We start from the raw sequence: 21,326 nt of genomic DNA on the forward strand, positions 1-21,326 counted from the left end.
GGCGGGGCGCCCCCGCCCCCCCCCCCCCGGGGGCCGCGCCCCCTCCCGTCCAGACCGAGCACATCTCGTAGCGGGAGGAGGTTCTCCCGCCGTCAGGCGCTCTGCGTGTGGCCGTGCAACGGTACGGCCGGGGTCAGCCCTTGCTCACCGGCGGCAGGCACCAACGCCAGCGACATCTGAGGCTGGGTGTTGAGTTCTGCCAACTGGCCCTCCAGGAAGGCACCCAGTCGAGTCCGGTACGCCTGCTCGAAGTCACGCAGACCGTCGATCTTGTGCTCGAGCGTGGCGCGCGCCGACTCCAGGGAGCCCATGACAGTGCGGTACTTGTCCTGCGCCTCTCGTGTCGTCACATCCGCGTTGGCCTGCGAAGTGCGCTCTATGCGGGCGCCCGCCTCGCGCGCGTCGGCGGTGATCCTCTGAGCCTCGGAACGGGCATCACCAATCACCTGGTCGGCCATCTTCTGAGCGAGCGCCAGGACGCGGGCTGCGCTGTCCGCGTCGTGTCCGGTGGGGCGGGGGCTCCGGGTGGGCGCTACGACCGGAAGCTGCATGGTCTGGTCCGCGACCGGTGTCGTAGTAGGCGCAGCGCCACCCAGCGGAATCCGCATGCCCGGCTGCTGACCCGTCGGGGTCGAAGCCGGCAGGGGCTGCTGTGCACGAACGGCGTTCTGGCCGGCGGCGGCCAGCCGGGTACGGAGATCGGCGTTCTCGGCGAGGAGGCGGGCGAATTCCGACTCAACCTCATCGAGGAAGCTGTCGACCTCCTCCTCGGCGTATCCCTCGCGCAGTCGGACCGTGGTGAATTGCTTGTTCGAGATGTCCTGGGGAGTCAGGGCCATGGTGGGGAGTCCTTTCAGGCCAGTCGTCGGTGGGGGTCAGAGAGAATCCGTGAGAACGGAAGGCATGGTCGTCGCGACGGCGGCAGCGACTGGGGCTGGCGCCGCCTCCGCGGGCTGGGCAGCGAAGGCCAGCACGCCAGCCACCGCGGCGAGCGAGGCGAAGCCGCCTGCCAGCGGACGGGACAGGGCACGGTGCGCGACTCGCCGGGCGCGCAGGTGGGTGGTCCGCACAGACGGGCGGGGCAGGGAGGGCAGGGGACGCATCGCAGGGGTTCCTTGCAACGAAGACAATTACATTCAGTGACAGCGCTGTCACGGATTCACACTGCGGGCGATCGAGCAGGAGGCCTGTACGCCGCAGCAGACGGCCGGGTGGCCACCATCCCTTTCAGAGTGCCCTCGGCCATCCATCGGACCAATCAGCCAAAGTGGATATTTCACTCACCGAATGGCTAGCATCGATAGCCCGGCCCTCGGATGGCCTCGCCGCCGGGACACCGGCGACGCTCGCTTGCGACCTCAGCGACGGGTCGCAGCAGAGTCCGTCTTGTGGGCGCGCAGCAAGGCCGCCGCATTGGGCATGCCCACGCCAGTTGCAGCTGATCCCGTTAGACACTCGCCTCCGACAGTCACCGATGGACACGTCGTCGACGCCCAATTGCTGTCCCACGCCTCATGACGGTCCGGCTCAATGCGCAATGAGCCCAACCTCAGCCGAATCGCGGGAGCGGAGGAGACCTATCCCCTTTCGTCCGGACCAAAGTTGACGCCGCATCTGCTCATTGACGGCGGCAGTCCACCTATTCCGTACGAGAAGGCAATCACGCACCGGTAGATTCTGTTGTGCGTCCTGACTCAATTACACGCTTCGTGTCTGCTGGGGAGAATTGAACGGAGCCTGTATGGGCAGGGGTTCAGGAACGCACCGCGGGGCCCGGCCAGGGGGTATACACCTTGGCCGGGCCCCACACTCTTGCCTTACGCCGCGGATACACCGCAGATTTCCATGACCGTGACCCCGAATGGGGCCACAGTCACTGTCGATGCTTCATGGCCCGACACCGGGTGCCGAAGTCGGCCGCCCGTCATCAGCCTGGGCTCGACTGTGAGCTCACAGTCGGCCTGGCTCACCAGCCAGGCGAACCTGCGGCCGTCTTCGTGCACCAGGACGTCCGCGCTCACCCACGGCGAGTCGATGCATACTTCCCGGCATATCCCGGCGACGTCGGCCAGCGCCTCATAGAGGCGGTAGGTGTTCTCGGGGTTGATGCGCGCAGTCACGGCCGCCATGTGCTCCAGCGGGTAGGTGCACAGCACTGTCTCCCCTCGGCCGAGGCGGTGGCGCAGCAGTGCGGGGCGACCCTGCGCGTCGGTGGCCACCACACTCGCTCCATCGGGTACCACCGGCAGAAAAGCGCGGCTGTCGGCGTTTCCGCCCACACGAAACTCAAGTGTCTGGCCGGCGCGCAACGTACCGAAGTCCTCGGTGAAGCGCAGTTCGACCGTGTCGTCCACGATGGGCTCGGCGAGGCCGTAGGACAGCTGGAGCTTGACACCGAAGAGCCCGTCGAGGTCGTGAAACCAGGGTCCACGAGTGGCGGGATGGTCACCTGAGAAGTACGAGAGGTACACGGTCGCGCCCGCTCGGGCGAAGGCCTCCAGGTCCCTGCGCGTTCGTGTGGTCAGCTGCCGCAGCGACGGAACGAGATAGAGCTTGCCGTCCCGTGGCAGCCCGTCGGCTTCCCGCACGAATGCAGGCGGCAGATCCGCTTCGCGCGCCGCGATGTACGCCTGACGCAGTGAGCCGAAGATGGAGGGCCGGTCTGCGGGCCGACTGTAGGGGTATCCCCGCTCGAGAAAGGCCGGCACGACCAGCGCAACATCCGTACCGGCGCGGGTGCACCGGGCGAAATCAACCCGCTGCAACAGGTCACCGAATGCGGCAAGTTCACGCAGCGGCGCCTTCGGGCGACCGCTGCTGTCGGTAATGCCGAAATGCATTTCAAAGCCGTGATGGTCGTACGGAGACTGGTCCCACAACTCGTCGTAGTCGGTGTTGTTCCAGGCGATCCATCCTGTGGCACCCGCAAGCAGAGAGTTGTGCAGCGTCTGACGGTAGTAGTGCCCGGCATGCTCGTCCGATACGTAATCCGTGGAGAGGCCGAACTCCTCCAGTACGACGGGCTTACCAGAGACCGCCGCGAGCTCACACTCGAAGGCCGCGTTGTAGTGCTGGCGCGTGCGATCGTTCTCCGTCCGGTAGACGTGCGGACCGACAAAGTCGACGTACGCGGCGGTGTCCCGCAGCGAGAAACCCGAATCCCGGCCGGTCACCTCAATGCCCCAGGCCCCGTCGCCGAGCGAAACGGGCTGGGTGGCCCCGGTGGCCCGAACCGCCTGGGTCATGAACTGCGCCCACGCAGTCACCACTTCGGCACTGGGTGGATTCTGCTGGTAGATGCGCCCGTACCCGGGCATCTCATTGCTGATGAGCCAGCCCACGACCGCAGGATGGTCCTTGAAGCGTCGGGTCATCTCAGTGGCGAACCACGCCTGGCGACCGACCATCCACACGTCCTCGTACAGATCACGCGCGTGCCGCCAGGCCGGGTCCCAGTTCTCTCCGGACATATGGCCGACGATGAAGGTCGGGATGGAGCCCATGCCGAGCTCGTGATGAGCGTCGAGGAAGTCCCGGAATCGGTCGCAGAGCACCTCATCGATGCGGTGCGGTTCGGGATGGAAGTCAGGCCAGTAGAAGAAGGACCGCGTGACGCCGAGTCCGTGCTCGTGCAGCACACTCAACTCCTGGCGTACGACTGCAGGATCGTACGAGCGCCACATCAGCGGCCCGCCCGTACGTGACCAGAAGTTGGCGCCCAGCCAGGGCTGAGTTGCATCGCTGTCGGTGAGATGAACGCTGTGACGCTGCACGGTGGTCTCTACTCCTACGCATTCGGGAAATTCGGGCGGGGCGGTGATCACATCTTGACGGCGCCGCTGACCAGGGCTTGCTGCATCCTGCGCTGCAGCGCCGTGTAGACGATCCACACCGGCACGAGCGTGAGCACGGTGCCTGCGGTGAGTACGCCGTAATCGGTGCCGGTGATGGACTTCAAGGTGGGCAGGGCGACTTGGATGGTGCGCTGCGCGGGATCGGGTCCAATGAGGATGAGCGAGTACAGGTACTCGTTCCAGAAGGTCAGGAAGTTCAGCAGCAGCACCGTGGCGACGCCGGGCCCGCACATCGGCGCGTAGATGTGCCGCAGAACCGCCCAGGTGTTCGCGCCGTCCATGCGGGCCGCTTCCTCCATCTCTGGCGGGATGGTCCGCATGAACTGCGTGAGGATCACGACTGACAGGGGCATGGCCGTCGCCGGCAGCAGCAGGACCATGAACGTACGGGTATGGAACAACCCGGTTCCGGCGGCGAGCAGGAAGGTGGGGAACAACGCCGCGAAGGTCGGCACGAGGAATCCCAGCGAGAAGACCCGCTCCATGATCCGACCGGCGCGACCCGTGCTGCGTGCCAGCGCATAGGCGGCGGGCAGCGCCAGTCCGATGGTCAGCAGCAGTGCGAAGCCCGTGACCAGCGCCGAGTTGGCGACGGCCAGGCCCAGATCGGCCTGAGTGAAGGCCGTGGTGAAGTTCGACCAGCTCATCGATGTCGGCGGCGCCAAGGGACTGTCGAAGATCTGGTCGTTGCCCTTGAAGGAGGAGACCAGAAAGTAGTAGAGCGGGACTGCGAGCAGAGCGGCATACCCCCAGGCCAGGATGTGGGCGGGGAGCCAGGACCAGCGGCGTGTGCGGGTGGAGGCGGGCACGGCGGCGTTCCCTTCGGTGGTGCGGCTCGGTCGGTGGGGATCGGCGACGTCGTCAGTACGCCTGCCTCAGCAGTCGGCGGATCAGAAGCATCCCGACGAGCCCCAGGACGAAGATCAGTACGCCGACGGTCTGGCTGTACCCGAGGTCCGCCTCGATGAAGGCTTTCTGGTAGACGAGGAACGCCAGAGTCGTCGAGGAATGGCTGGGGCCGCCCTGGGTGAGCAACAGAACGTTTTGCGCCGAGCCGAAGAGGGTCCACAGGAACTGGAGCATGGTCAGGACTCCGACGAAGTCCCGGATGATGGGGAAATGGATGCGCCACATGGTGCGCCAATGCCCTGCGCCGTCCAGCTGAGCCGCCTCACCGATCTCCTCGGAGACGCTGCCCAGGCGTGCGGCGAAGAGGACGGCGGTGAAGCCGATCCCGCTCCACAGATCGAGCATGATGAGGCAGGCGAGCGCCGTGGCGGGATCAGCGAGCCATGCGGTGGTGAGGGACTCCAGACCCAGGGCGTCGAATGCGCCGTTGACGAGGCCGTCCGGGGAGAGCGCAGCGTAGAAGAGGAGGGCCTTGGCCGACGTGGAGATCAGCCCTGGGATGAACAGGAGATAGCGCAGTACGCGGTGGCCGCGCGGCTTCTGGGTGACGTAGTAGCCCAGCATGTAGGCGCACACGATCATCACCGGGATGGCGACCACGAGCTGCAGCAAGGTGTTCGCCAACGCAGTCCAGAAGACCGAATCGCCCAATACTGTGCGGTAGTTGTCGAGACCCGCGAAGGAACGCGGCTGCAGCATGCCGGGCCAGCGCAGGACCGAGATGACGAACACGGCCACCAGCGGGCCGACCATGAAGAGCAGGTACCAGACCAGGGCTGGGACGGCCAAGAGGGTCCCGCTCCGGCGCTTTCCTCGCGGGGCGGGGCGTACGAGGGTCTCGCTCATGATGCTCCGGACCTCCTGTCAGACTCGGCGGTAGGCGGACTCAAGGGCCCCCCGGATCGCATTCGCATTCGTGCCAGGGGTAAAGGCGGTACTGGTCGCCTGGATGAGCGCCTGGTTGGCGCGGGCCGGGATGAGGAGATCGGGAAGCAGCACTTGACTGACAACGTTGTCCGTCAGCTCCTTGGCTGCGGTCACCAACGGGAAGTCCGGGCTGGTGGTGTCCGTGCGCACGGCCATGTCGCGCCCCGCTTCGGTCACGAATCGCGACACCGTGTGCGGCCGATACATGAAGCGCACGAACTTCTCGATGAGCTCCGGCTTCTGCGTGCCGTTCGGGCTGATCCACAGCCCGGCCAGGCTGTAGGACCGCATCACGGTGGGATGCGAGTGGGCTGAACCCGCCGGCACAGGCCATCCCCCCACGACGGTCTGCGCGGCCGTCGCCGCCGGCACCCGTGCCAACGCCGAGGAGAGTGCGGACATGACGGCCGCCTGTCCGGTGTTGTACTGCGTCGTCATCGAGTCGGAGGTCAGCCCCTGCGCGTTGTCGGCGAAGACACCCGCGTCACGCAGGTCGGTGAAGTGCTCGATCCCCTCTCCCGCACCAGGCACCGCGCTGAAGTCACCGGTGGCGAAGACGTGTTGTGCCTGTTCGGCGGTGAGGTGTGTCTGGATGATCTGGAAGAGCAGCTTCTGCCCCGTCCAGTCGTTGCCACCGACGGCGACCGGCGCGCGCCTCTTGGCGCGCAGCAGCCTTGCCGCGTCAACTAGCTGATCGGTGCTGGTCGGCGGCTCGGTGAGCCCCACGTCGCGCAGCAGGTCCATGTTGTAAGCGACCGGCCAGTTCGAGGCGAAGTACGGGAAGGCACGCAGCCGTCCGTCCGCGTCGGTCCACTGCTGCAGGGCCTGTGGCACGACGCGTTCGCGCAGCCCCCATCGGTCCAGGTAGTCGCCGACCGGTACGGTCGCGTCGACCGCGGTCCACTCCAGCGTCTTGTCGTAGAGGTTGACGATGACGATGTCCGCTTCTTTACGCGCCAGCCGTGACGTTTCGTACACGGGCGCCAGGTCGTCACCGTTGACCAGGAGTTTCACGTCTACGCCGGGGTTCTCCCGCCGGAAGTCTGCAACCGCCGCATGGAAGGTTGGCGCACCGATGGCTGTGCCGCCCATCTGATTGTGGATGACCAAGGTGTCCGCATCGGAGTCTGCGGCGGCGAGTGCACCGCACCCGGCGAGCACCGGCGTGAGCGTTCCAGCCGCCGTGACCGCGAGCACGCGGCGACGGCTCAGAGAACTACCCATGTCCCGACCTCCCGTGACATCACGTTGCGCAGAGCGCAATCGGGTACGCACATAGCGCACTTGCACCGAGGAGCGGGCAGGGCGGTCTTCGTGACGCGGTTAATCGGCCGAGTCATCGACGGAGCTGGGGGCCGAGGCCGGCAATGTGCACGAAATCGGCGCCTGCACTCCCCACACCCCGCCACGCCGCATGCAAATAGCAGCCTGCACCTGCGCAAAGACACCGTGGGGCTATGCGCTCACGCCGGCCGCAAGAAGGACTCACTCATGAACAAGCGCGCGGAAGCTCCGGCCCGTCAGAACGACCTCATCGATGTCGAGCCCACCAGGGGCCAGCCTCAGTGGTTCGTTCAGCGAGCCGCACTTCCCGGTGGACACAGCGCCCGCCGACTGGTTCGCACAGCGGGCCGACAAGCTCTTGACCCTGGGTAGTTACCAGCCACCGTGCCGCGTGACTTCGCGACGTACGACTTACGCGACCGGCACACACCCGGCTTGGAGGGCGCCATCGCCTCGAATGAGGCACGATCAGGACAGCCGGTATACGAATCGGCACCGACCCGCTGGGCGGGATATCTCTCGGATACTGCAGCTGATCGGCGAGCAGTTCGACCTCGATCTGACCATCCTGAACCGCCCACTTCTGGCAGTGCTCATCGGATTCGATTGGTTGTCCCCGGGCTCGCCGCAGAATCTCCTGACTGCGGTGGCGAGCGTTGCACCGGTGCGAGCTTCCTGTGCAAGGACAACGGCACGGCCCTGACGGCGAAACTGGCCACACTCTGCTCACTCGATGCCCACAGACCCAACTGACCAGCCCGGAGGGCGAAATGGCCCAGTGCCACACCCGTCTCCTACGCGGACTCCAGGCGTTGCCCGTGACTGTTGCCCGCGCCTGACTCACTGTTCAGGCCCCCACGCAGGGCAAGCCGCCGGCGACAATCGCCGTACGGGCGCCTGCGTGGGCCAGTCATGCAAGGCCGACGTGTCGACCGAACAGGGTGGCGGCCCAGGGGTCGTTGCAGTGGGCGTGGGCGCGGGCCTGGTCGGCCCGTCGTGCCTCACGGGCTGGACGGCATGTTCGCCCTCGCGGTGTACGAGCCGCGCGTCGGGAAACTGTTCCTCCCCCGCGACCGGCTCGGTGGGAAGCCGCTGTACTGGCGCCTGGACGGCGGCCGACTCGCGTTCGCCTCCAAGGTGACCGCTCTGACCTGCTACGGCCCAGCCCCGCTGGTGCTGCGGCCCGAGGTGCTCGCGAGCGAGACGCCGGTCGGCGTCGGCACCCCCCTTCCCAGGCATTCAACTGATCGCCCTGGCCACGTTGTTGTCCGACGTGGCCAGCGGCTCGCTCGAGCAGCGCGTGTGGTGGTCGCTGACCGACTGGCAGCCCTTCACGGGTACGTACAGCGAGGCCCCGGCGAAGTTCTCCGTGCTCCCCGCCAAGCAACTTCCGCTGCGGGCCCCGGCCTGCGACTTCGCGCGGGAGCCGTCGATCCAGGGCAACACGGTCCGCGGCGCCACCCCGTGAGCGGCTGCCGTGGCCTTGGTGTTGCCGCCGTACGTCCACCTCCTGCGGTCGGCAAGAGCGTGTGTTCCAAGGTCAAGGACAACCAGGGCGCCACCGTCGAGTAGGAGATCATCGACACCTGCCTCGCCACAGAGGGACAGCGAGCCCGCGGTCTGCTGGGGCGCCAACTCCGGTGGGCCGCTACCCGGTCAGGGGGAATGTCACCCGGACTGTCAGTCCTCCGCCCGCTCGTGACTCGGCGTGTGCCACGGCACCGTGTGCCCGGGCGATCGCAGCCACGATCGAGAGCCCGAGGCCTGCTCCTTCGCCCGGTGCGTGTCGGCGTGCCTCGAGGCGGCGGAACGGTTCGAAGAGGTGCGGAACCGTGTCGGGCGGGACGGTGGGGCCGGTGTTGGTGACCTCCAGGCCGTCCGCACCCGTGCGCAGCAAGACCCGTCCGCCGCGGTGGTTGTAGCGGATCGCGTTGCTCACCAGGTTGTGGACCAGCCCCGCCAGCAGCACAGGGTCACCCACCACCGGCAGCGGTTGCGCGTCCAGGTCCAGTGTCACGCCGCGTTCGGCCGCGACCGGGCTCAGGTCCAGCGTCACCGCGCCGGCGAGCTCTTGCAGGGCGACCGGCTCGTGCCGTTCCAGGGCCTGTTGCGAGACGGCGAGTTCCAGCAGGCCCTCGATCATGCGTTCGCTGTCGTCGGAGATGTCGATCAGCTTGCGGCGGATCCGCTCGACGCGTTGCGCGTCCGGCTCTCCTGCCAGGCCGATCTCGGCTGCGGCGCGCTGCAGAGCCAGCGGCGTGCGCAGCTCGTGGGCCGCGTTGGCGGCGAACCGCTGCTGGGCACTGACCAGGCGTTCTATCCGTTCGAGCATCTCGTCGAAGGTGTCCGCGAGCCTCTTCAGCTCGCCGGGTGGTGCATCGAGGGCGATGCGTTCGTGCAGGTTCTCGCCGGAGAGGCGACGGGCGGTCTCGGTGATCACGCTGACCGGGCGCAGTACCCGGCCGGCCATCCACCAAGCGAGCATTACTGAAACCACGGCGAAGACCGCGAGGGCGATGAGGGAGACGGTGAGGAGCCGGTTCAGGGCGGCGTGCTGGATGTCGTCGACGAACTGGATCGTGTTCAGGTACTGGGGGTCCTTGGGGCCCTGTTCGGTTTCCAGGGCCGGTGTGCGCTCGGCGGTGGGCGCGTCGGTGACGTCGGTGACGTCTGCGACCCCGCTCGTCACGACACCGTTGATGCTGGCGTACAGCCCGTGCCAGAGCAGGACGTAGATCAGCGCGATCAGTCCTCCCCCGGCGAGCAGCAGCAGCCCGGTGTACAGAGCGGTCAGGCGCAGGCGTTCACTGCCGGGCGGGAGCAGTCGGCGTCTCATCCCGCCGCCCCGCCCGAGGCGACGCGGTACCCGGCGCCGGACAAGGTCTCGATCACCGGTGGTTCTCCCAGCTTCGTACGCAGCTTGCTGAGCGTGACACGCACCGCGTTGCTGCGATAGCTGGTGCCTTCTTCCCAGACCTGCTCGATCAGGTCCTCGACGCTGACGACGGCTCCGTCGGCGCGCAGCAGCGACTCCAGTACCGCGAACTCCTTGCGGGACAGAGCGAGCGGCCTGCCGTCACGGGTGGCGTGGCGGCGCGCGGTATCCAGTACGACGCCGGCCGCTCGTAGCACCGGAGGGAGGGCGGGCGTGGCGCGCCGGCCCAGGGCCAGGACCCGGGCGAGGAGTTCCTCGTAGGCGAACGGTTTGCCCAGATAGTCGTCGGCGCCGAGCCCCAGCCCCGCCACCCGGTCCTGCAAGGTGGCCGAGGCGGTGAGCATGAGGATGCGGGTAAGCAGGCCCTGTTGGGCGACTCGGCGGCACACCTCGTCGCCGTGCAGGCCGGGCAGATCACGGTCGAGGACCATGACGTCGTACGCGCCGAAGCGCAGCTTGTGCATCGCCTGCAGGCCGTCGCCGGCCACATCTACCGCGAGGGCGTCCTTTCGCAGCCCTTCGGCGATCATCTCCGCGAGGAACGGCTCGTCCTCCACCACCAGTACACGCATGTGCTCCTGCATACCCGAGACGCACCTTTCGCCGTTGTTAAGCAACTCCGGGCCGCGGGTTTAGAGAAACGAAACACCACCCACTGTCAGCGTCGGACCACTGACACCGATCCTGGAGGCATTCCCATGAAGACCCACACGATCAGGATGGCTGCGGCAGCCGGTATCTCCGCACTGGCTCTGTTCTCCGCGGCCTGCTCCACGGACTCCGGCAAGGACGACAAGACGGACAGCAGCCAGAGTGCCGCCGACAAGGAGGCGAAGAAACTCGACTGCCTGCGCGAGAAGGGCGTGAAGGTCACTCAGCCCAAGTCCAACGCGGATGGGCAGGGCATCGACTCCGGCAATCTGGACAAGGAGGAGATGGAGCAGGCCATGAAGGACTGCGGCATGGACATGACGGGCGCGGGTGGCGGTGGGGAAATGTCGCAAGCGGACAAGGACAAGGCGCTCGCCTTCGCGAAGTGCATGCGTGAAGCGGGCCTCGACTTCAAGGACCCGGACTTCAAGGACGGGAGCCAGTCGGCCCAGCAAATACCCGAGGGCGAAGAATTGGAAAAGTACACCGCCGCTTCCGACAAGTGCTCGAAGAAGGCCGGCTACTGACGCGCCGCGGGAAGAGCCGAGGAACCAGCTGATGAAACACAAGAAGGCGATCGTCGGCGCCACCGCCGCGGTTGTGCTTGTCACCTGCGGCGGTGTGGCGATGAGTGCACTGGCCGACGCCGACGACACCAAGAACACAGCCGAGCAGGACGCGGGGCTGCCGCAGGCCACCGCGGAGGTCGAGCAGAGTGATCTGACCAGCACCTCGCAGACCAAGGGCACCCTTGGCTTCACCGGCGAGCGCAAGGTCAACGCAAGCGCCCCGGGGGTGCTGACCTGGCTGGCCAAGACCGGCGCTGCCGTCAAGCGGGGCGGGAAGCTCTACGAGGTCAACGGAAAACCGGTGTATTTGCTGTACGGGAGCAAGCCCATGTACCGCGAACTGAAGCAGGGCGCCGAGGGAGAGGACGTGCGCCAGCTCAAAGAGAATCTGATCGCGCTGGGCTACGGGACCGGGCTCGCCGCGGACGACGAGTTCACCAAGGGCACCGCCAAGGGCCTCAAGGCATGGCAGAAGACGCACGGCCTGAAGCAGACCGGCACCGTCGGCCCCGACCACATCGCGTTCGTACCCGGCGGTGTGCGGGTGCAGGGCGCAGAGGCCGCCGTCGGCGCCCTGCTGGCGCCCGGCGCCCCGGTGCTGAGCACCACCGGCTCCGAGCGGCTCGTGGAGTTCGAGCTGAAGGTCAAGGACGCCAGTTCGCTGAAGGTCGGCGACAAGGTGACGGTCGATCTGCCGGACGGCTCCAAGGCCAAGGGGCAGATCTCCTCCGTCGGCAAGACCGTCAAGGCCGACGAAGGCCCTCAGGGCGGGGACGGCACCCCCAAGGTGAAGATCACAGTTGACCTCGATGACTCCGAGAAGGTCAAGGGTGTCGACAAAGCGCCGGTCACCGTCCACCTGACCGGCGAAACCCGCAAGAACGCACTGCACGTACCCGTGAACGCACTGCTCGCCGACCCTCAGGGCGGCTTCGCTGTACAGGTGGTCGAGGGCAGCAGCGTACGTGACGTCAAGGTCGAGCTCGGCCTCTTCGCGAACGGTCAGGTGCAGATATCCGGCAGCGGTGTGAAAGCCGGCATGAAGGTCGGGGTGCCGAAGTGATGAGCACCGCTGGCCCTCCGAACGCCGCTAACGCCGCAGAAGCACCGCGGCCCGCGCCGGTGGCCGTCACCGCCGGCGGCATCGTGGACGTACGCGGAGTGACCAAGGAATACCCCGGCGGCGTCGCGGCGCTGCGCGGCGTGGACCTCACCGTCGGCCGCGGCGAACTCCTCGCCATCGTCGGCCCGTCCGGCTCCGGCAAGTCCACGCTGCTGCACATCATCGGCACCCTGGACCGCCCTACCGCAGGCACGGTCGCCATCGCGGGGCACGACATCGGCGCTCTGCGTGACACGGAGCTGTCCGCGCTGCGCTCGCGCCACATCGGCTTCGTCTTCCAGTCCTTCCATCTGGTGCCGAGCGCCAGCGCGCTGCACAACGTGTGCGAGGGGCTGCGCTACTCGGGCCTCTCCCAAGCGCGTCGCCGCAAGCAGGCCAGCGAGGCTCTGGAGCGGGTGGGGCTCGCGGACCGGATGACACACAAGCCGCACGAGCTGTCCGGCGGGCAGAAACAGCGCGTGGCCATAGCTCGCGCGGTGGCGGGCGAGCCGGACCTGCTGCTCGCGGACGAGCCGACGGGGGCCCTGGACAGCGCCTCCGGGCACGCCGTCCTTGAGCTGCTTCACGAACTCAACGCGGACGGCGCCACCATCGCCGTAATCACTCATGATCTGGAGATCGCCGAACAGCTGCCGCGGCAGGTCCGTATCCGCGACGGGCAGATTGCCGAGGACCGGCGTCGGCAGGCCGCTCCCGCCCAGGAAGGTGCCTCATGAGCCCGCGCAGGCGCAGAGGGCTGCACCCGGCACGGCTGTCGGGCCGTGACGCCTGGCAGGTCGGCTCGGCGGGACTGCGCGGCCGCCCGATGCGGGTCTTCCTCTCCGCACTGGGGATCGCCATCGGCATCGCCACCATGATCGCCGTGGTCGGCATCTCCGAGTCCAGCAAGGCCGACCTGCTGCGGCAGCTCGACAAACTGGGCACCAACATGCTGGTAATCACCCCCGGGCAGTCACTCCTGACCGGTCAGGACGCCAAGCTGCCGAAGGACGCACCCGGCATGGTGCGGCGGATCGACGGGGTGCAGGACGTCGCCGCCATCGGCGCCATGGAGCACAACGTCTACCGCTCCGAGCATGTCCCCGAGGAGATCACCGGTGGTCTGACTGTCAACGCCGCGAGTGAGAGCCTTCTGAAAGCCCTGCGTGGCGGAGTGACCAAGGGCAGCTGGCTGAACAAGGCTACGGGCAAGTACCCGTCCGTCGTCCTCGGGCACGTCGCCGCCGAGCGGCTGGGCATCACCGACCCGGGGCAGCAGGTGTGGATCGGCGGCCAGTACTTCACCGTCATCGGGATCCTCGACCCGATGCCGCTGGCGGAGGATCTGGATAGCTCGGCGCTGGTCGGCTGGGACGCGGCCGAGGACCTCCTCAGCTTCGACGGCCATCCGACCTCCGTCTACGAGCGGTCCGACGACGACAAGGTGGCAGCGGTACGCGACCTCCTCGGCCGTACGGTCAACCCTCAGGCGCCCACCGAGGTCAAGGTGTCCAACCCCTCCGACGCCCTGGCCGCGAAAGCAGCCTCCGAAGGAGCCTTCACCACCCTGCTGCTCGGCCTCGGCGGAGTGGCCCTGCTGGTCGGCGGTGTCGGCGTCGCCAACACCATGATCATCTCGGTGCTGGAACGCCGCCACGAGATCGGGCTGCGCCGCTCCCTCGGTGCCACCCGTGGACAGATCCGACTCCAGTTCGTCACCGAGTCACTGCTGCTCTCCGGACTCGGCGGGGTGGCGGGGGTACTGCTCGGCTCAGGGGCGACGTGGATCTACGCGACGGCCGGCGGCATCCCGTGGGTTGTCCCGCCGTGGGCCATGCTCGGCGGCTTCGCCGCCACCCTTGCCATCGGCAGCGTCGCCGGCCTCTACCCGGCCGTGCGGGCATCGAAGTTGTCGCCAACGCTCGCCCTGCAGGCAGCGTGAACCCCCGATGCGGCGGCCTTCCGATATGGGTGCGGCTCGTCTTGAGGGATGAGGATGAGGGCTCGGGCAGCGACGAGTGCCGCGGAGATCCGCGAACCGCTCACGGCGTCGGATGTGTGCCGAGATGATGGGTGCCGTGATTGATCTGACGGCTTTGGAACTGGAACTCGCGTCGTTCATGCGCGGGTACGAGGCGGCGAACAACAGCCACGACATCGAACGTGTCGTGCCGTTCATTGCCGAGGACGCCAGCTATTGGTTCTCCGACGGCTCATATCGGGGCATCAACGAGATTCGATCCGCGGTCGAGGCGACCTTCTCGACCATCCTCGACGAGGTGTATGAGGTCCGGGACCTGGAGTGACCCGTGCTCACCACCGAGGTGGCGGTGTGTCGCTATCGGTTCGCATGGACTGGCGTCATCGAGGGCCAGCAGCGTTCTGGTCAAGGGCGGGGCACCAACGTCATCGTGCGGCGCGACGGCGAGTGGATGATGCTCCATGAGCACTTGAGTGACTGACATCCGTCCGGGAGTTAGGCGGTGAGGGTGTATTCGCCCTGGTCGGGCGCCGGATAGAGGCGTTGATGCTCACGCGCGGTGTGGTGGTGCCAGTAGCCGTCGAAGTCACCGTTGTCGATCAACGTGCGGAGCCTGAGGACGGCTTCGGCGCCGACGAGGCCCCAGCGGGCGCCGGTGATGTCCAGGCGATCGCCGATCAGATGTCGGCAGGCGCCCTCGATCGCGCCGGTGGCGATCGGCCAGCCCGCTGCCAGGGCGATGTCGTAGCGGAGCTGGTCGAGGTGGCCGGTCAGATAGCGACGGCAGGTATCGACGGCTTCTCTTCGACCGGCGCGGAGGCCGGCCTGGTCGGCTTGGGCGGCCATCTCCTGGGCGGCGCGGTCAGCTTGACCTGCGAGGATCGTGGTCAGATGACCGGCGACCCAGGCGTCGGCCTCTGCGGTGCCGACCTTGTGAAAGGCGTGGGCCGCTGTCCAGACGTATTCGATGACGTGCACGAAGTCCAGGAGCACGTTGATCGCGTGGCCGCGGCGGGCGGCTTCGCGCTGGATCAGGTCGAGTTGGTGGCGGGCGCCGTCGACCAGGACGATCCAGCAGCGGTTGTGGCCGGGGTCGCGGGCTTCGGCCTGGGCGAAGACGTCGGCGATGACCTTCCCGGGCGGATGGAGGAGGGAAGCCGTGCACCACTTGCGTGTCGCGGTCGGGCCGCGGCGGATCCGACGGCGGGTGCTGCGGCCTCCGGGCGGATGGATCACATCGTGCGGGCGCCGGGGAGCGGGGACGGCGTCGAAGACGCAGGCCACAGTGGCCATCCGCTTGCGGTTGGGTTTCTCGCCCGGTGAGAGTCGGCTGCGGTGTTCGGCCTCGGCGGCGAGGTGGGCTCTTTGAGTGGCGGGCCGCAATGCTTCCGGTCGCATGACCACGCCCTTGCCGTCGACCTCGATGACCAGCAGGACATCCCGGCTGCAGGGCAAGGGAATGTGCTGCTGATAGAAGGAGTCGATGTCCTCGGAGGCGGCGGCCAGGAGCTGTTCGAGACGGCGCTTGCCCAGCACTCGTCCGCAGCGTCGCTCGATCGCCTGCTGAGACTGGTCGAACGAGCCTCGGACCGCTTCGGTGACCGCGAGCCGGCGCAGTCCCATCGAGTGCCGGCCCGCGGGGAGCGACAGCGTCGCATCGGCCGGATGGACATTGGCCATCGACGGGCCTCGATAGGCCATGCGTTTCACCCGCACCAGGCCGAACATGCAGGCCAGCCAGCGTGCATGGCCCGTCTCCTGCCACGGACGCAGCTGTCCGTCCGAGCCGATCACTCGTGGCCGCGCTTCCCGCCCGGCTGCCTCTTCTTCCCTGTGGGCCCGTAGATCCAGGTGATCCTGCAGTAGCTGCCGCAGCAGCTTGCGTCCGGCTTCTTCCAGGTGTTCTTCCAGCTCAGCGTGGGTCATCGACTGGGCCGGCTTGCCTTGCAGGGTGAGCAATAGCGATTCGAAGGCACTGACCGAGCGGGCAAACAGGTCAGCACTCACGCTTGTGTCATACGGTTCCATCCCGGGGCTCTTCTCGGCGGGCGTCGATTTGGTTGGCACCTTCGACTCTAGAGAGAAGAGCCCCTCCTTCAAGAGGAGTTGGACCCCGTCTCCGCCTCGCGACGGGCCGCCGTGAACAGACCCGGATCGCCTTCGGTCAGCCAGCCCCTGGCGACCAGCCGCTTCAGCTTCCCCCGCGTCCCCTCGATCTTGCCCACCTCGGCCGGCAGCCCGATCCTCGGCACGACCTGCTTGGCCCGCACCGGCCCCGGAGCATCCCGGACCACCTCCACGATGTCCCGGTAGACCTTCGGGAGTGCACTCGTTTCCATCCCCGGCCGCCAGTGGGGCACCGCCAGCACCCCCACCATCTGCCGCTCGGCTCCGGCGTACGCAGACGACTCCTCGGCCTCGTCCGCCCCGACGGCTTCCGGCTCCGCATCCACCGCGGCCGATGTACCAGCCGACATCTCGGCCATCACCTCGGACACTGTCTCCCGGGCGATCCGCAGCCGGTCCAGAGTCTCCCGAGACTCCTCCAACCGGCCCGTCACCTCGGCCAGTTGCTCCTCAAGCTCGTCCACCCGCACCCGGGCAGTCGCCTCCCGGGCCTCCAACTCCTCGAACAACGAGCCCATCAGGATCGCCTCCTCCACCACCCACGGTAGAGAGGAACCCAGCCGAACACACCCCGATCAGCACCGACCTGCCGGCTACTTCCCTTCAGAGGAACCGCACCCTTCCGATATTGGGCGGGGGCCGCCGCTGGCCCTCGCGGAGACCGGCTGGCCGCCGCGCCGGCCCTCGACCTGCTGACCGCGCTGCGCCCACGCAAGATCACCGTGTCCCTGTACGGGGCGAGCGACGCCTCCGCCGAAGCACTGACCCGCACCCCGAAGGCCTACAGCCAGGTCATCAAGGGCCTGACCGCGATCCGGGAGACCGCGCTGAACACCGAGATCGCCCTGATCGTCACCAAGCACAACGCCCACGAGATCACCGCCATGCGCACCATCGCCGCCGAGCTCGCAGACACGGTGACCGAGCACGCGAACATCAGCCCCACCTACGACGGGCAGCCCGACCCGCTCGCCAGCCAGGCACCCGAATTCCTCGACCGGCCCTCGGCGTTCACGGGTTGCCCGGCCGGCCACACTTTCCTCCACGCAGACCCGTTCGGCCTGGCCACCATGTGCAAGGTCGGCCGCGAGAACCCATCAATCTTCTGGACACCGGCGTCGAAGGACTCGCGGACCTGCCGCACATCGCCGATGCCCAGATGCTTCGCACCGGAGGCTGTACAGGTTGCAAACTCTCCGGCACCTGCCGGGTCTGCCGGCCGCTCGCCAAGGCCTACCAGGAAGCGAAGGCACCGCTGAATACCTACTGCCAACACGGACAAGGAGTACGAGCATGACCGCCGTTGCCGTAAAGATCCGCCCCCGCCCCGCCGAAGAAGAGCCCGAAGCCCTGATCGTCGTTGAGGACATCGAAGCCCTGACGACCGGGGCCAACCCCGGCTGCAGCAACGACAACCCCTGCCGGTAACCCGTCGCTGAACCACACGGGCCCACCGGGTGGGGCATCTTCACCGACCCCGCCGAACTCGCGCTCCATGAGAAGGCCTTCGAGCTCCTGAGTCGGTCGGCCGTCCACGGACAGCACGCCAAGAACTTGATCACCGACGCGTTGAAGTTCTGGCCGTCGTAGAGATCGCCTCTCCCTCGGCCCGGATCACCGACCGCAAGTTCAAGCCTCCCTGCACGCGGCAGCAGGCACCGCTCACTACTGGCGCATCGAGCTGGAGCCCCGGGCGCACTTCGGCGAGCTCCACGGCACGACGTAGGTCGGCCAGGCCATCGCACAGGCCGGGCAGGCAGTGACCGTTGAGCGGCCGTTCCCACTGGCCTTCGCCCCCGCCCAACTCACCCACCGATAAGACCCCGCAGCACCCACCAGGCAGACCAGACGGGCGCGCTCCGGCTGCCAACATGGCAGCGCTCAACCAGCCGCGAACTCGATCCCGAGATCGTTGTCTCCGGCCACAGCCCACCCCGGCCCTGAAGTCATCGACGACAGTGCGGTCCGCGCTGCACATCTGGCGGCGGATCAGCGCGTTCACTCGCGGCCGCGCTCCTCGGCGATCTCGCGGATGGTGCGCCGGCGGGGTGAACGTGCCACGTGACGCGTGACACCGGGGCCGACCAGACCGCGTGCCCGCCGCTACGTGCGTGGATGCAGCGGGCGCGCGGCCCGTGCTGCGCCGGCCCGAAACAGGCCCAATTCCAGTTCAGACGCCTCTGCTACGGAGTGACGTCGTGTAGCGATCGGTGCGCTGCTTGTCCGGGCTGGCCCTGCTTTGCGAGCTCCTACCGCATGGACGAGGCAGACCGACAGTCAGGGTTGAGCTCGGCATCCAGGGCGTTCTCGGCGTCCGGGCTCGGCGCGTAGCCGCTCCACTGCTCAAAGACGCGGCGGGCCTGCTCGGCACGCTCGGAGAGGGTGAGCAGGTTCTCGGACATTTGAGTCAGGACCGCGCGCAGCGACATGCCTTCGGCGGCTGCCACTTCTGCGACCCGGCGCTTGGCAACGGTGGGGATGCGGACGTTCGAGTCGTCGGACATGACAGGACTCCTCTCCACACCGACCGCACACGAGGCCACAGCTACTTAGCCCGGGTGCAGCCTTGGCTTACGCGTCATGAACGGGTGCCGTGCAGCTCCCATCAGGAAAAGGGCACATACCGGCGTTGGTGCGCTTACGCCGCCAGCAGGCCACGTTGTCGAACGGCGAAGCCGCCCAGCTAGCCGACCCTGAGCCGTCTCTATCCCTGTATTCCAAGGAGCACACCCCGTCGTGCTGCAGCAGATCGCTTCCGCCGTCCACGCCTACATCCAGCCGCACGGCGGCTGGTGCGTCAGCAACGCCGGCGTCCTGGTCGGCAAGGAGTCCGTCACTCTCATCGACTGCACCGCCACCGAGCACAGCGCTGGCCGGCTGCGCCAGGAAATCCGCACGCTCACCGCAGCACCGGTTTCCCGCATCGTGCTCACCCATCACCACGGCGACCACCACCACGGCGCCTCCGTGTTCCGCGCGCCCCTTGTGATCGCCCACGAACACACCCGGACCCAGATGCTGGACGAGGGCATCAACCTCCCCGGTATCTGGCCCGACACCGACTGGGGCGACATCCACCTGAACCCGCCGAACCTGACCTTCACCGACCAGATATGCCTCGACATCGACGGCCTGGCCGTCGAGTTGATCCACTACGGGCCCGCACACACCACTGGCGACATCGTCGTCTGGATCCCCCAGTACAGGATCCTCTTCGCTGGCGACCTCACCTTCTCCGACTCCACCCCGTTCGTCTTCATGGGCTCCCTCGCCGGCACCCTGACAGCCCTCGACCAGCTCCGCGAACTCGACCCCGAGACCGTCGTCTCCGGCCACGGCCCCATCACCGGCCCCGAAGTCATCGACGACAACGCCGACTACCTGCACTGGGTCAACCACCTGGCCAGCAACGGCATCACCGCCGGCTGGACACCCCTGGAAACCGCCACGCGCAGCGACTTGCGCCCCTACGCACACCTCAGCGAACCCGAACGTCTGGTCGCCAACCTCCACCGCGCATACGCCGAACACCACAACCAGCCAACAGCCAAACCGCTACCCATCCCACCCGCACTCGCCGACATGACCGCCTACAACGGCGGCAGCCCACTGCCCTGTGCTGCGTGACCAGGCGATCCGGGTTCAGTTTCGTCCGGAGCTTCGACATACAGGCGCGCGTCGATCTCCACTGCCTGATCAAGGACCCAGGCGCGAAGGTCGGCGAGGCGCTCCAGGGTCAGGCCGTAGTCAGTGAAGTCCTCGTCGTCCCACCACTCGGCGCCGTTCAAGCGGTCGCCAAGGTCTTGGAGGCTGAACTCGAAGCGAGCATGGCGCCGGCCGAGGGTCTCAAGGTCGGTGGTAGCGCACTGCTGGGCGGCGGCGTGCACGTCGATGAGATCGTGGACCGCGCCGCGATCAGGAGAGCGCGGACTCTGTGCCGATCACGTCGTCGAAGGCCAGCACCGGCCCGTACGAGGTCTCGACAGGAGCACTCCAGAACGCTTCCTCGAGGACGTCGATTTCGCATTCCTCTCCGGTCTTCGGATCGGTGACGATGAGACGGCCGGAGAAGGCGCTCGCCTCGATCTGGCGTACACCCCAACCTCGGGCCACGAGGCCCCTGCTGACTGAGCCGACAATCTCAGCGATCGACGCAGGGTCCTCGGTGGCCAGATCAAGGTCTCGGCTGAGACGACCGCTAAGCCGTGGGCCTGAACCGCGTAGCTGCCAGTGATCACCCAGGAATACGGAGTGTCGATCGCGAGGACATCGGCCAGCAGATCTCGGTCCAAGAACGCGATCAGGTCCTTCTGCTGCACAAAGGAAGGCCTTACCGCACTGTCCTTGCTGAAGGGCTCGAACACGTTCGGCACTGAGAAACCAGAGGGGGTAAGGGCCATGCCTCGTTATAGCCCGCCGCCCGCGGGCGGTCCCGCAGCAGGGGAAGATCCAGTCACGCAATAAGCAGGGAGAGATCCACCGGGGCGCTCGGCCCGTCGGGCAGGGCGTGCGCCGCACCGTCAAGACCGATGCATATGCTGGTATGACTCCGCCGTCCACGCAGACACACTGGCCAGCGCCCCGGTCACTCCCGCGTTCACGACTGGACCTGCCACAAATGTCCCGCGCCGCGGAAGACCTCGGCGTAGATCTTGGGCAGGTCATCGGTGACACGGGGCGGCGAGCCAGGCCTAGTCGGTGGGCACCTTCAGCCCGTCAACCGCCGCGCCGTTGCCCGGCGCCGCGTGAGGCGGACGATGCGGCCCTGACCGCGTCCTGATCTCCACTGCCCCGCCCCACCGCGGCTTACGCAGGCGCTCGATGTCTGATGCCCGGGCCGTTACAGAACGGCCCGGGTTTCGCCTCGACCTACGTCCTCATCCATCGCCTTGCACAGGTCAACTTTTGATCGATTCATCGCCACGAACGGGCGCATAGATTGTGGATCTCCCCATTGGGCGTTTCATGCCCTGTGCCCCTGCCGCTG

The 21,326-nt window shown here is 67.3% G+C and carries 20 protein-coding genes and 2 pseudogenes; 11 read left to right on the forward strand and 11 right to left on the reverse strand.

Annotation, left to right across the window (positions count from 1 at the left end; translation table 11 throughout):
- Positions 1-92 precede the first annotated feature (92 nt).
- From JAO81_RS22550 to JAO81_RS22570, 5 genes are all read right to left on the reverse strand, one after another.
- Positions 93-839 carry a DivIVA domain-containing protein gene (locus tag JAO81_RS22550; protein ID WP_199549729.1) on the reverse strand — a complete coding sequence of 249 codons (747 nt, stop codon included), beginning with the start codon at positions 837-839 and terminating at the stop codon, positions 93-95.
- A gap of 978 nt (positions 840-1,817) precedes the next feature.
- Positions 1,818-3,773 (reverse strand): cellulase family glycosylhydrolase, encoded by a 1,956-nt coding sequence (locus JAO81_RS22555; RefSeq protein ID WP_199549730.1) that lies wholly within the window; start codon positions 3,771-3,773, stop codon positions 1,818-1,820.
- A 47-nt stretch (positions 3,774-3,820) separates the two neighbouring features.
- Entirely contained in the window at positions 3,821-4,663 is an 843-nt protein-coding gene (locus JAO81_RS22560; RefSeq protein WP_199549731.1) for a carbohydrate ABC transporter permease, read from the reverse strand.
- A gap of 52 nt (positions 4,664-4,715) precedes the next feature.
- Positions 4,716-5,609 (reverse strand): carbohydrate ABC transporter permease, encoded by an 894-nt coding sequence (locus JAO81_RS22565; RefSeq protein WP_199549732.1) that lies wholly within the window; start codon positions 5,607-5,609, stop codon positions 4,716-4,718.
- Between the two features lie 18 nt (positions 5,610-5,627).
- The gene (locus JAO81_RS22570; RefSeq protein WP_199549760.1) at positions 5,628-6,914 is read right to left on the reverse strand and encodes an ABC transporter substrate-binding protein; all 1,287 of its coding nucleotides are present in this window, start codon (positions 6,912-6,914) and stop codon (positions 5,628-5,630) included.
- 972 nt (positions 6,915-7,886) lie between these two features.
- On the opposite strand from JAO81_RS22570, the pseudogene JAO81_RS43715 reads away from it, so the two are divergent.
- A pseudogene (locus tag JAO81_RS43715) lies at positions 7,887-8,114 on the forward strand (hypothetical protein); the annotation flags it as partial.
- Between the two features lie 133 nt (positions 8,115-8,247).
- Positions 8,248-8,442 carry a hypothetical protein gene (locus JAO81_RS43720; protein WP_307813569.1) on the forward strand — a complete coding sequence of 65 codons (195 nt, stop codon included), beginning with the start codon at positions 8,248-8,250 and terminating at the stop codon, positions 8,440-8,442.
- 180 nt (positions 8,443-8,622) lie between these two features.
- Here JAO81_RS43720 and JAO81_RS22580 read toward each other — a convergent pair whose 3' ends face one another.
- Both JAO81_RS22580 and JAO81_RS22585 read right to left on the reverse strand, forming a co-directional pair.
- On the reverse strand, positions 8,623-9,810 hold the full coding sequence (locus tag JAO81_RS22580; RefSeq protein ID WP_199549734.1) for a HAMP domain-containing sensor histidine kinase: 1,188 nt from the start codon (positions 9,808-9,810) through the stop codon (positions 8,623-8,625).
- Complete coding sequence (locus JAO81_RS22585; RefSeq protein ID WP_199549761.1) at positions 9,807-10,481, reverse strand: response regulator transcription factor; 675 nt, start codon at positions 10,479-10,481, stop codon at positions 9,807-9,809. Before JAO81_RS22585 ends, JAO81_RS22580 begins: the two co-directional genes overlap by 4 nt.
- Before the next feature lie 126 nt (positions 10,482-10,607).
- Between JAO81_RS22585 and JAO81_RS22590 the strand changes: the two genes are divergently transcribed.
- The 6 genes from JAO81_RS22590 (at position 10,608) to JAO81_RS43430 (ending at position 14,693) form a co-directional block, all read left to right on the forward strand.
- Positions 10,608-11,087 carry a hypothetical protein gene (locus tag JAO81_RS22590; RefSeq protein ID WP_199549735.1) on the forward strand — a complete coding sequence of 160 codons (480 nt, stop codon included), beginning with the start codon at positions 10,608-10,610 and terminating at the stop codon, positions 11,085-11,087.
- Between the two features lie 31 nt (positions 11,088-11,118).
- A complete protein-coding gene (locus JAO81_RS22595; protein WP_199549736.1) occupies positions 11,119-12,192 on the forward strand; it encodes a peptidoglycan-binding protein in 1,074 nt (357 codons plus the stop codon).
- The gene (locus JAO81_RS22600) at positions 12,192-12,968 is read left to right on the forward strand and encodes an ABC transporter ATP-binding protein (protein ID WP_199549737.1); all 777 of its coding nucleotides are present in this window, start codon (positions 12,192-12,194) and stop codon (positions 12,966-12,968) included. The genes JAO81_RS22595 and JAO81_RS22600 overlap by 1 nt, the downstream gene beginning before the upstream one ends.
- A complete protein-coding gene (locus JAO81_RS22605; protein WP_199549738.1) occupies positions 12,965-14,173 on the forward strand; it encodes an ABC transporter permease in 1,209 nt (402 codons plus the stop codon). The genes JAO81_RS22600 and JAO81_RS22605 overlap by 4 nt, the downstream gene beginning before the upstream one ends.
- Before the next feature lie 136 nt (positions 14,174-14,309).
- Positions 14,310-14,537, forward strand: a complete 228-nt coding sequence (locus JAO81_RS22610; protein ID WP_199549739.1) for a nuclear transport factor 2 family protein — start codon at positions 14,310-14,312, stop codon at positions 14,535-14,537.
- Between the two features lie 3 nt (positions 14,538-14,540).
- Complete coding sequence (locus JAO81_RS43430; protein ID WP_199549740.1) at positions 14,541-14,693, forward strand: nuclear transport factor 2 family protein; 153 nt, start codon at positions 14,541-14,543, stop codon at positions 14,691-14,693.
- Between the two features lie 14 nt (positions 14,694-14,707).
- On the opposite strand, the gene JAO81_RS22620 is transcribed toward JAO81_RS43430, so the two are convergent.
- Both JAO81_RS22620 and JAO81_RS22625 read right to left on the reverse strand, forming a co-directional pair.
- Positions 14,708-16,240 carry an ISKra4 family transposase gene (locus JAO81_RS22620; RefSeq protein ID WP_199549741.1) on the reverse strand — a complete coding sequence of 511 codons (1,533 nt, stop codon included), beginning with the start codon at positions 16,238-16,240 and terminating at the stop codon, positions 14,708-14,710.
- A gap of 68 nt (positions 16,241-16,308) precedes the next feature.
- Positions 16,309-16,857 carry a hypothetical protein gene (locus JAO81_RS22625; RefSeq protein WP_199549742.1) on the reverse strand — a complete coding sequence of 183 codons (549 nt, stop codon included), beginning with the start codon at positions 16,855-16,857 and terminating at the stop codon, positions 16,309-16,311.
- Between the two features lie 204 nt (positions 16,858-17,061).
- Between JAO81_RS22625 and JAO81_RS42675 the strand changes: the two genes are divergently transcribed.
- Together JAO81_RS42675 and JAO81_RS43435 are read left to right on the forward strand one after the other, a co-directional pair.
- Positions 17,062-17,598 (forward strand): hypothetical protein, encoded by a 537-nt coding sequence (locus tag JAO81_RS42675; protein WP_233415763.1) that lies wholly within the window; start codon positions 17,062-17,064, stop codon positions 17,596-17,598.
- Positions 17,599-17,632: 34 nt separating this feature from the next.
- The gene (locus tag JAO81_RS43435) at positions 17,633-17,767 is read left to right on the forward strand and encodes a hypothetical protein (protein ID WP_267913054.1); all 135 of its coding nucleotides are present in this window, start codon (positions 17,633-17,635) and stop codon (positions 17,765-17,767) included.
- An 821-nt stretch (positions 17,768-18,588) separates the two neighbouring features.
- Here JAO81_RS43435 and JAO81_RS22635 read toward each other — a convergent pair.
- A complete protein-coding gene (locus JAO81_RS22635; RefSeq protein ID WP_199549743.1) occupies positions 18,589-18,843 on the reverse strand; it encodes a hypothetical protein in 255 nt (84 codons plus the stop codon).
- A 232-nt stretch (positions 18,844-19,075) separates the two neighbouring features.
- On the opposite strand from JAO81_RS22635, the gene JAO81_RS22640 reads away from it, so the two are divergent.
- The gene (locus tag JAO81_RS22640) at positions 19,076-19,966 is read left to right on the forward strand and encodes an MBL fold metallo-hydrolase (RefSeq protein WP_199549744.1); all 891 of its coding nucleotides are present in this window, start codon (positions 19,076-19,078) and stop codon (positions 19,964-19,966) included.
- Here JAO81_RS22640 and JAO81_RS22645 read toward each other — a convergent pair.
- Positions 19,930-20,643, reverse strand: a pseudogene (locus tag JAO81_RS22645) (hypothetical protein). The gene JAO81_RS22640 and the pseudogene JAO81_RS22645 sit on opposite strands and share 37 nt — an antisense overlap.
- Positions 20,644-21,326 lie beyond the last annotated feature (683 nt).

This window comes from Streptomyces sp. N35, from assembly GCF_016464295.1.
In the GTDB taxonomy this organism is placed as follows: domain Bacteria; phylum Actinomycetota; class Actinomycetes; order Streptomycetales; family Streptomycetaceae; genus Streptomyces.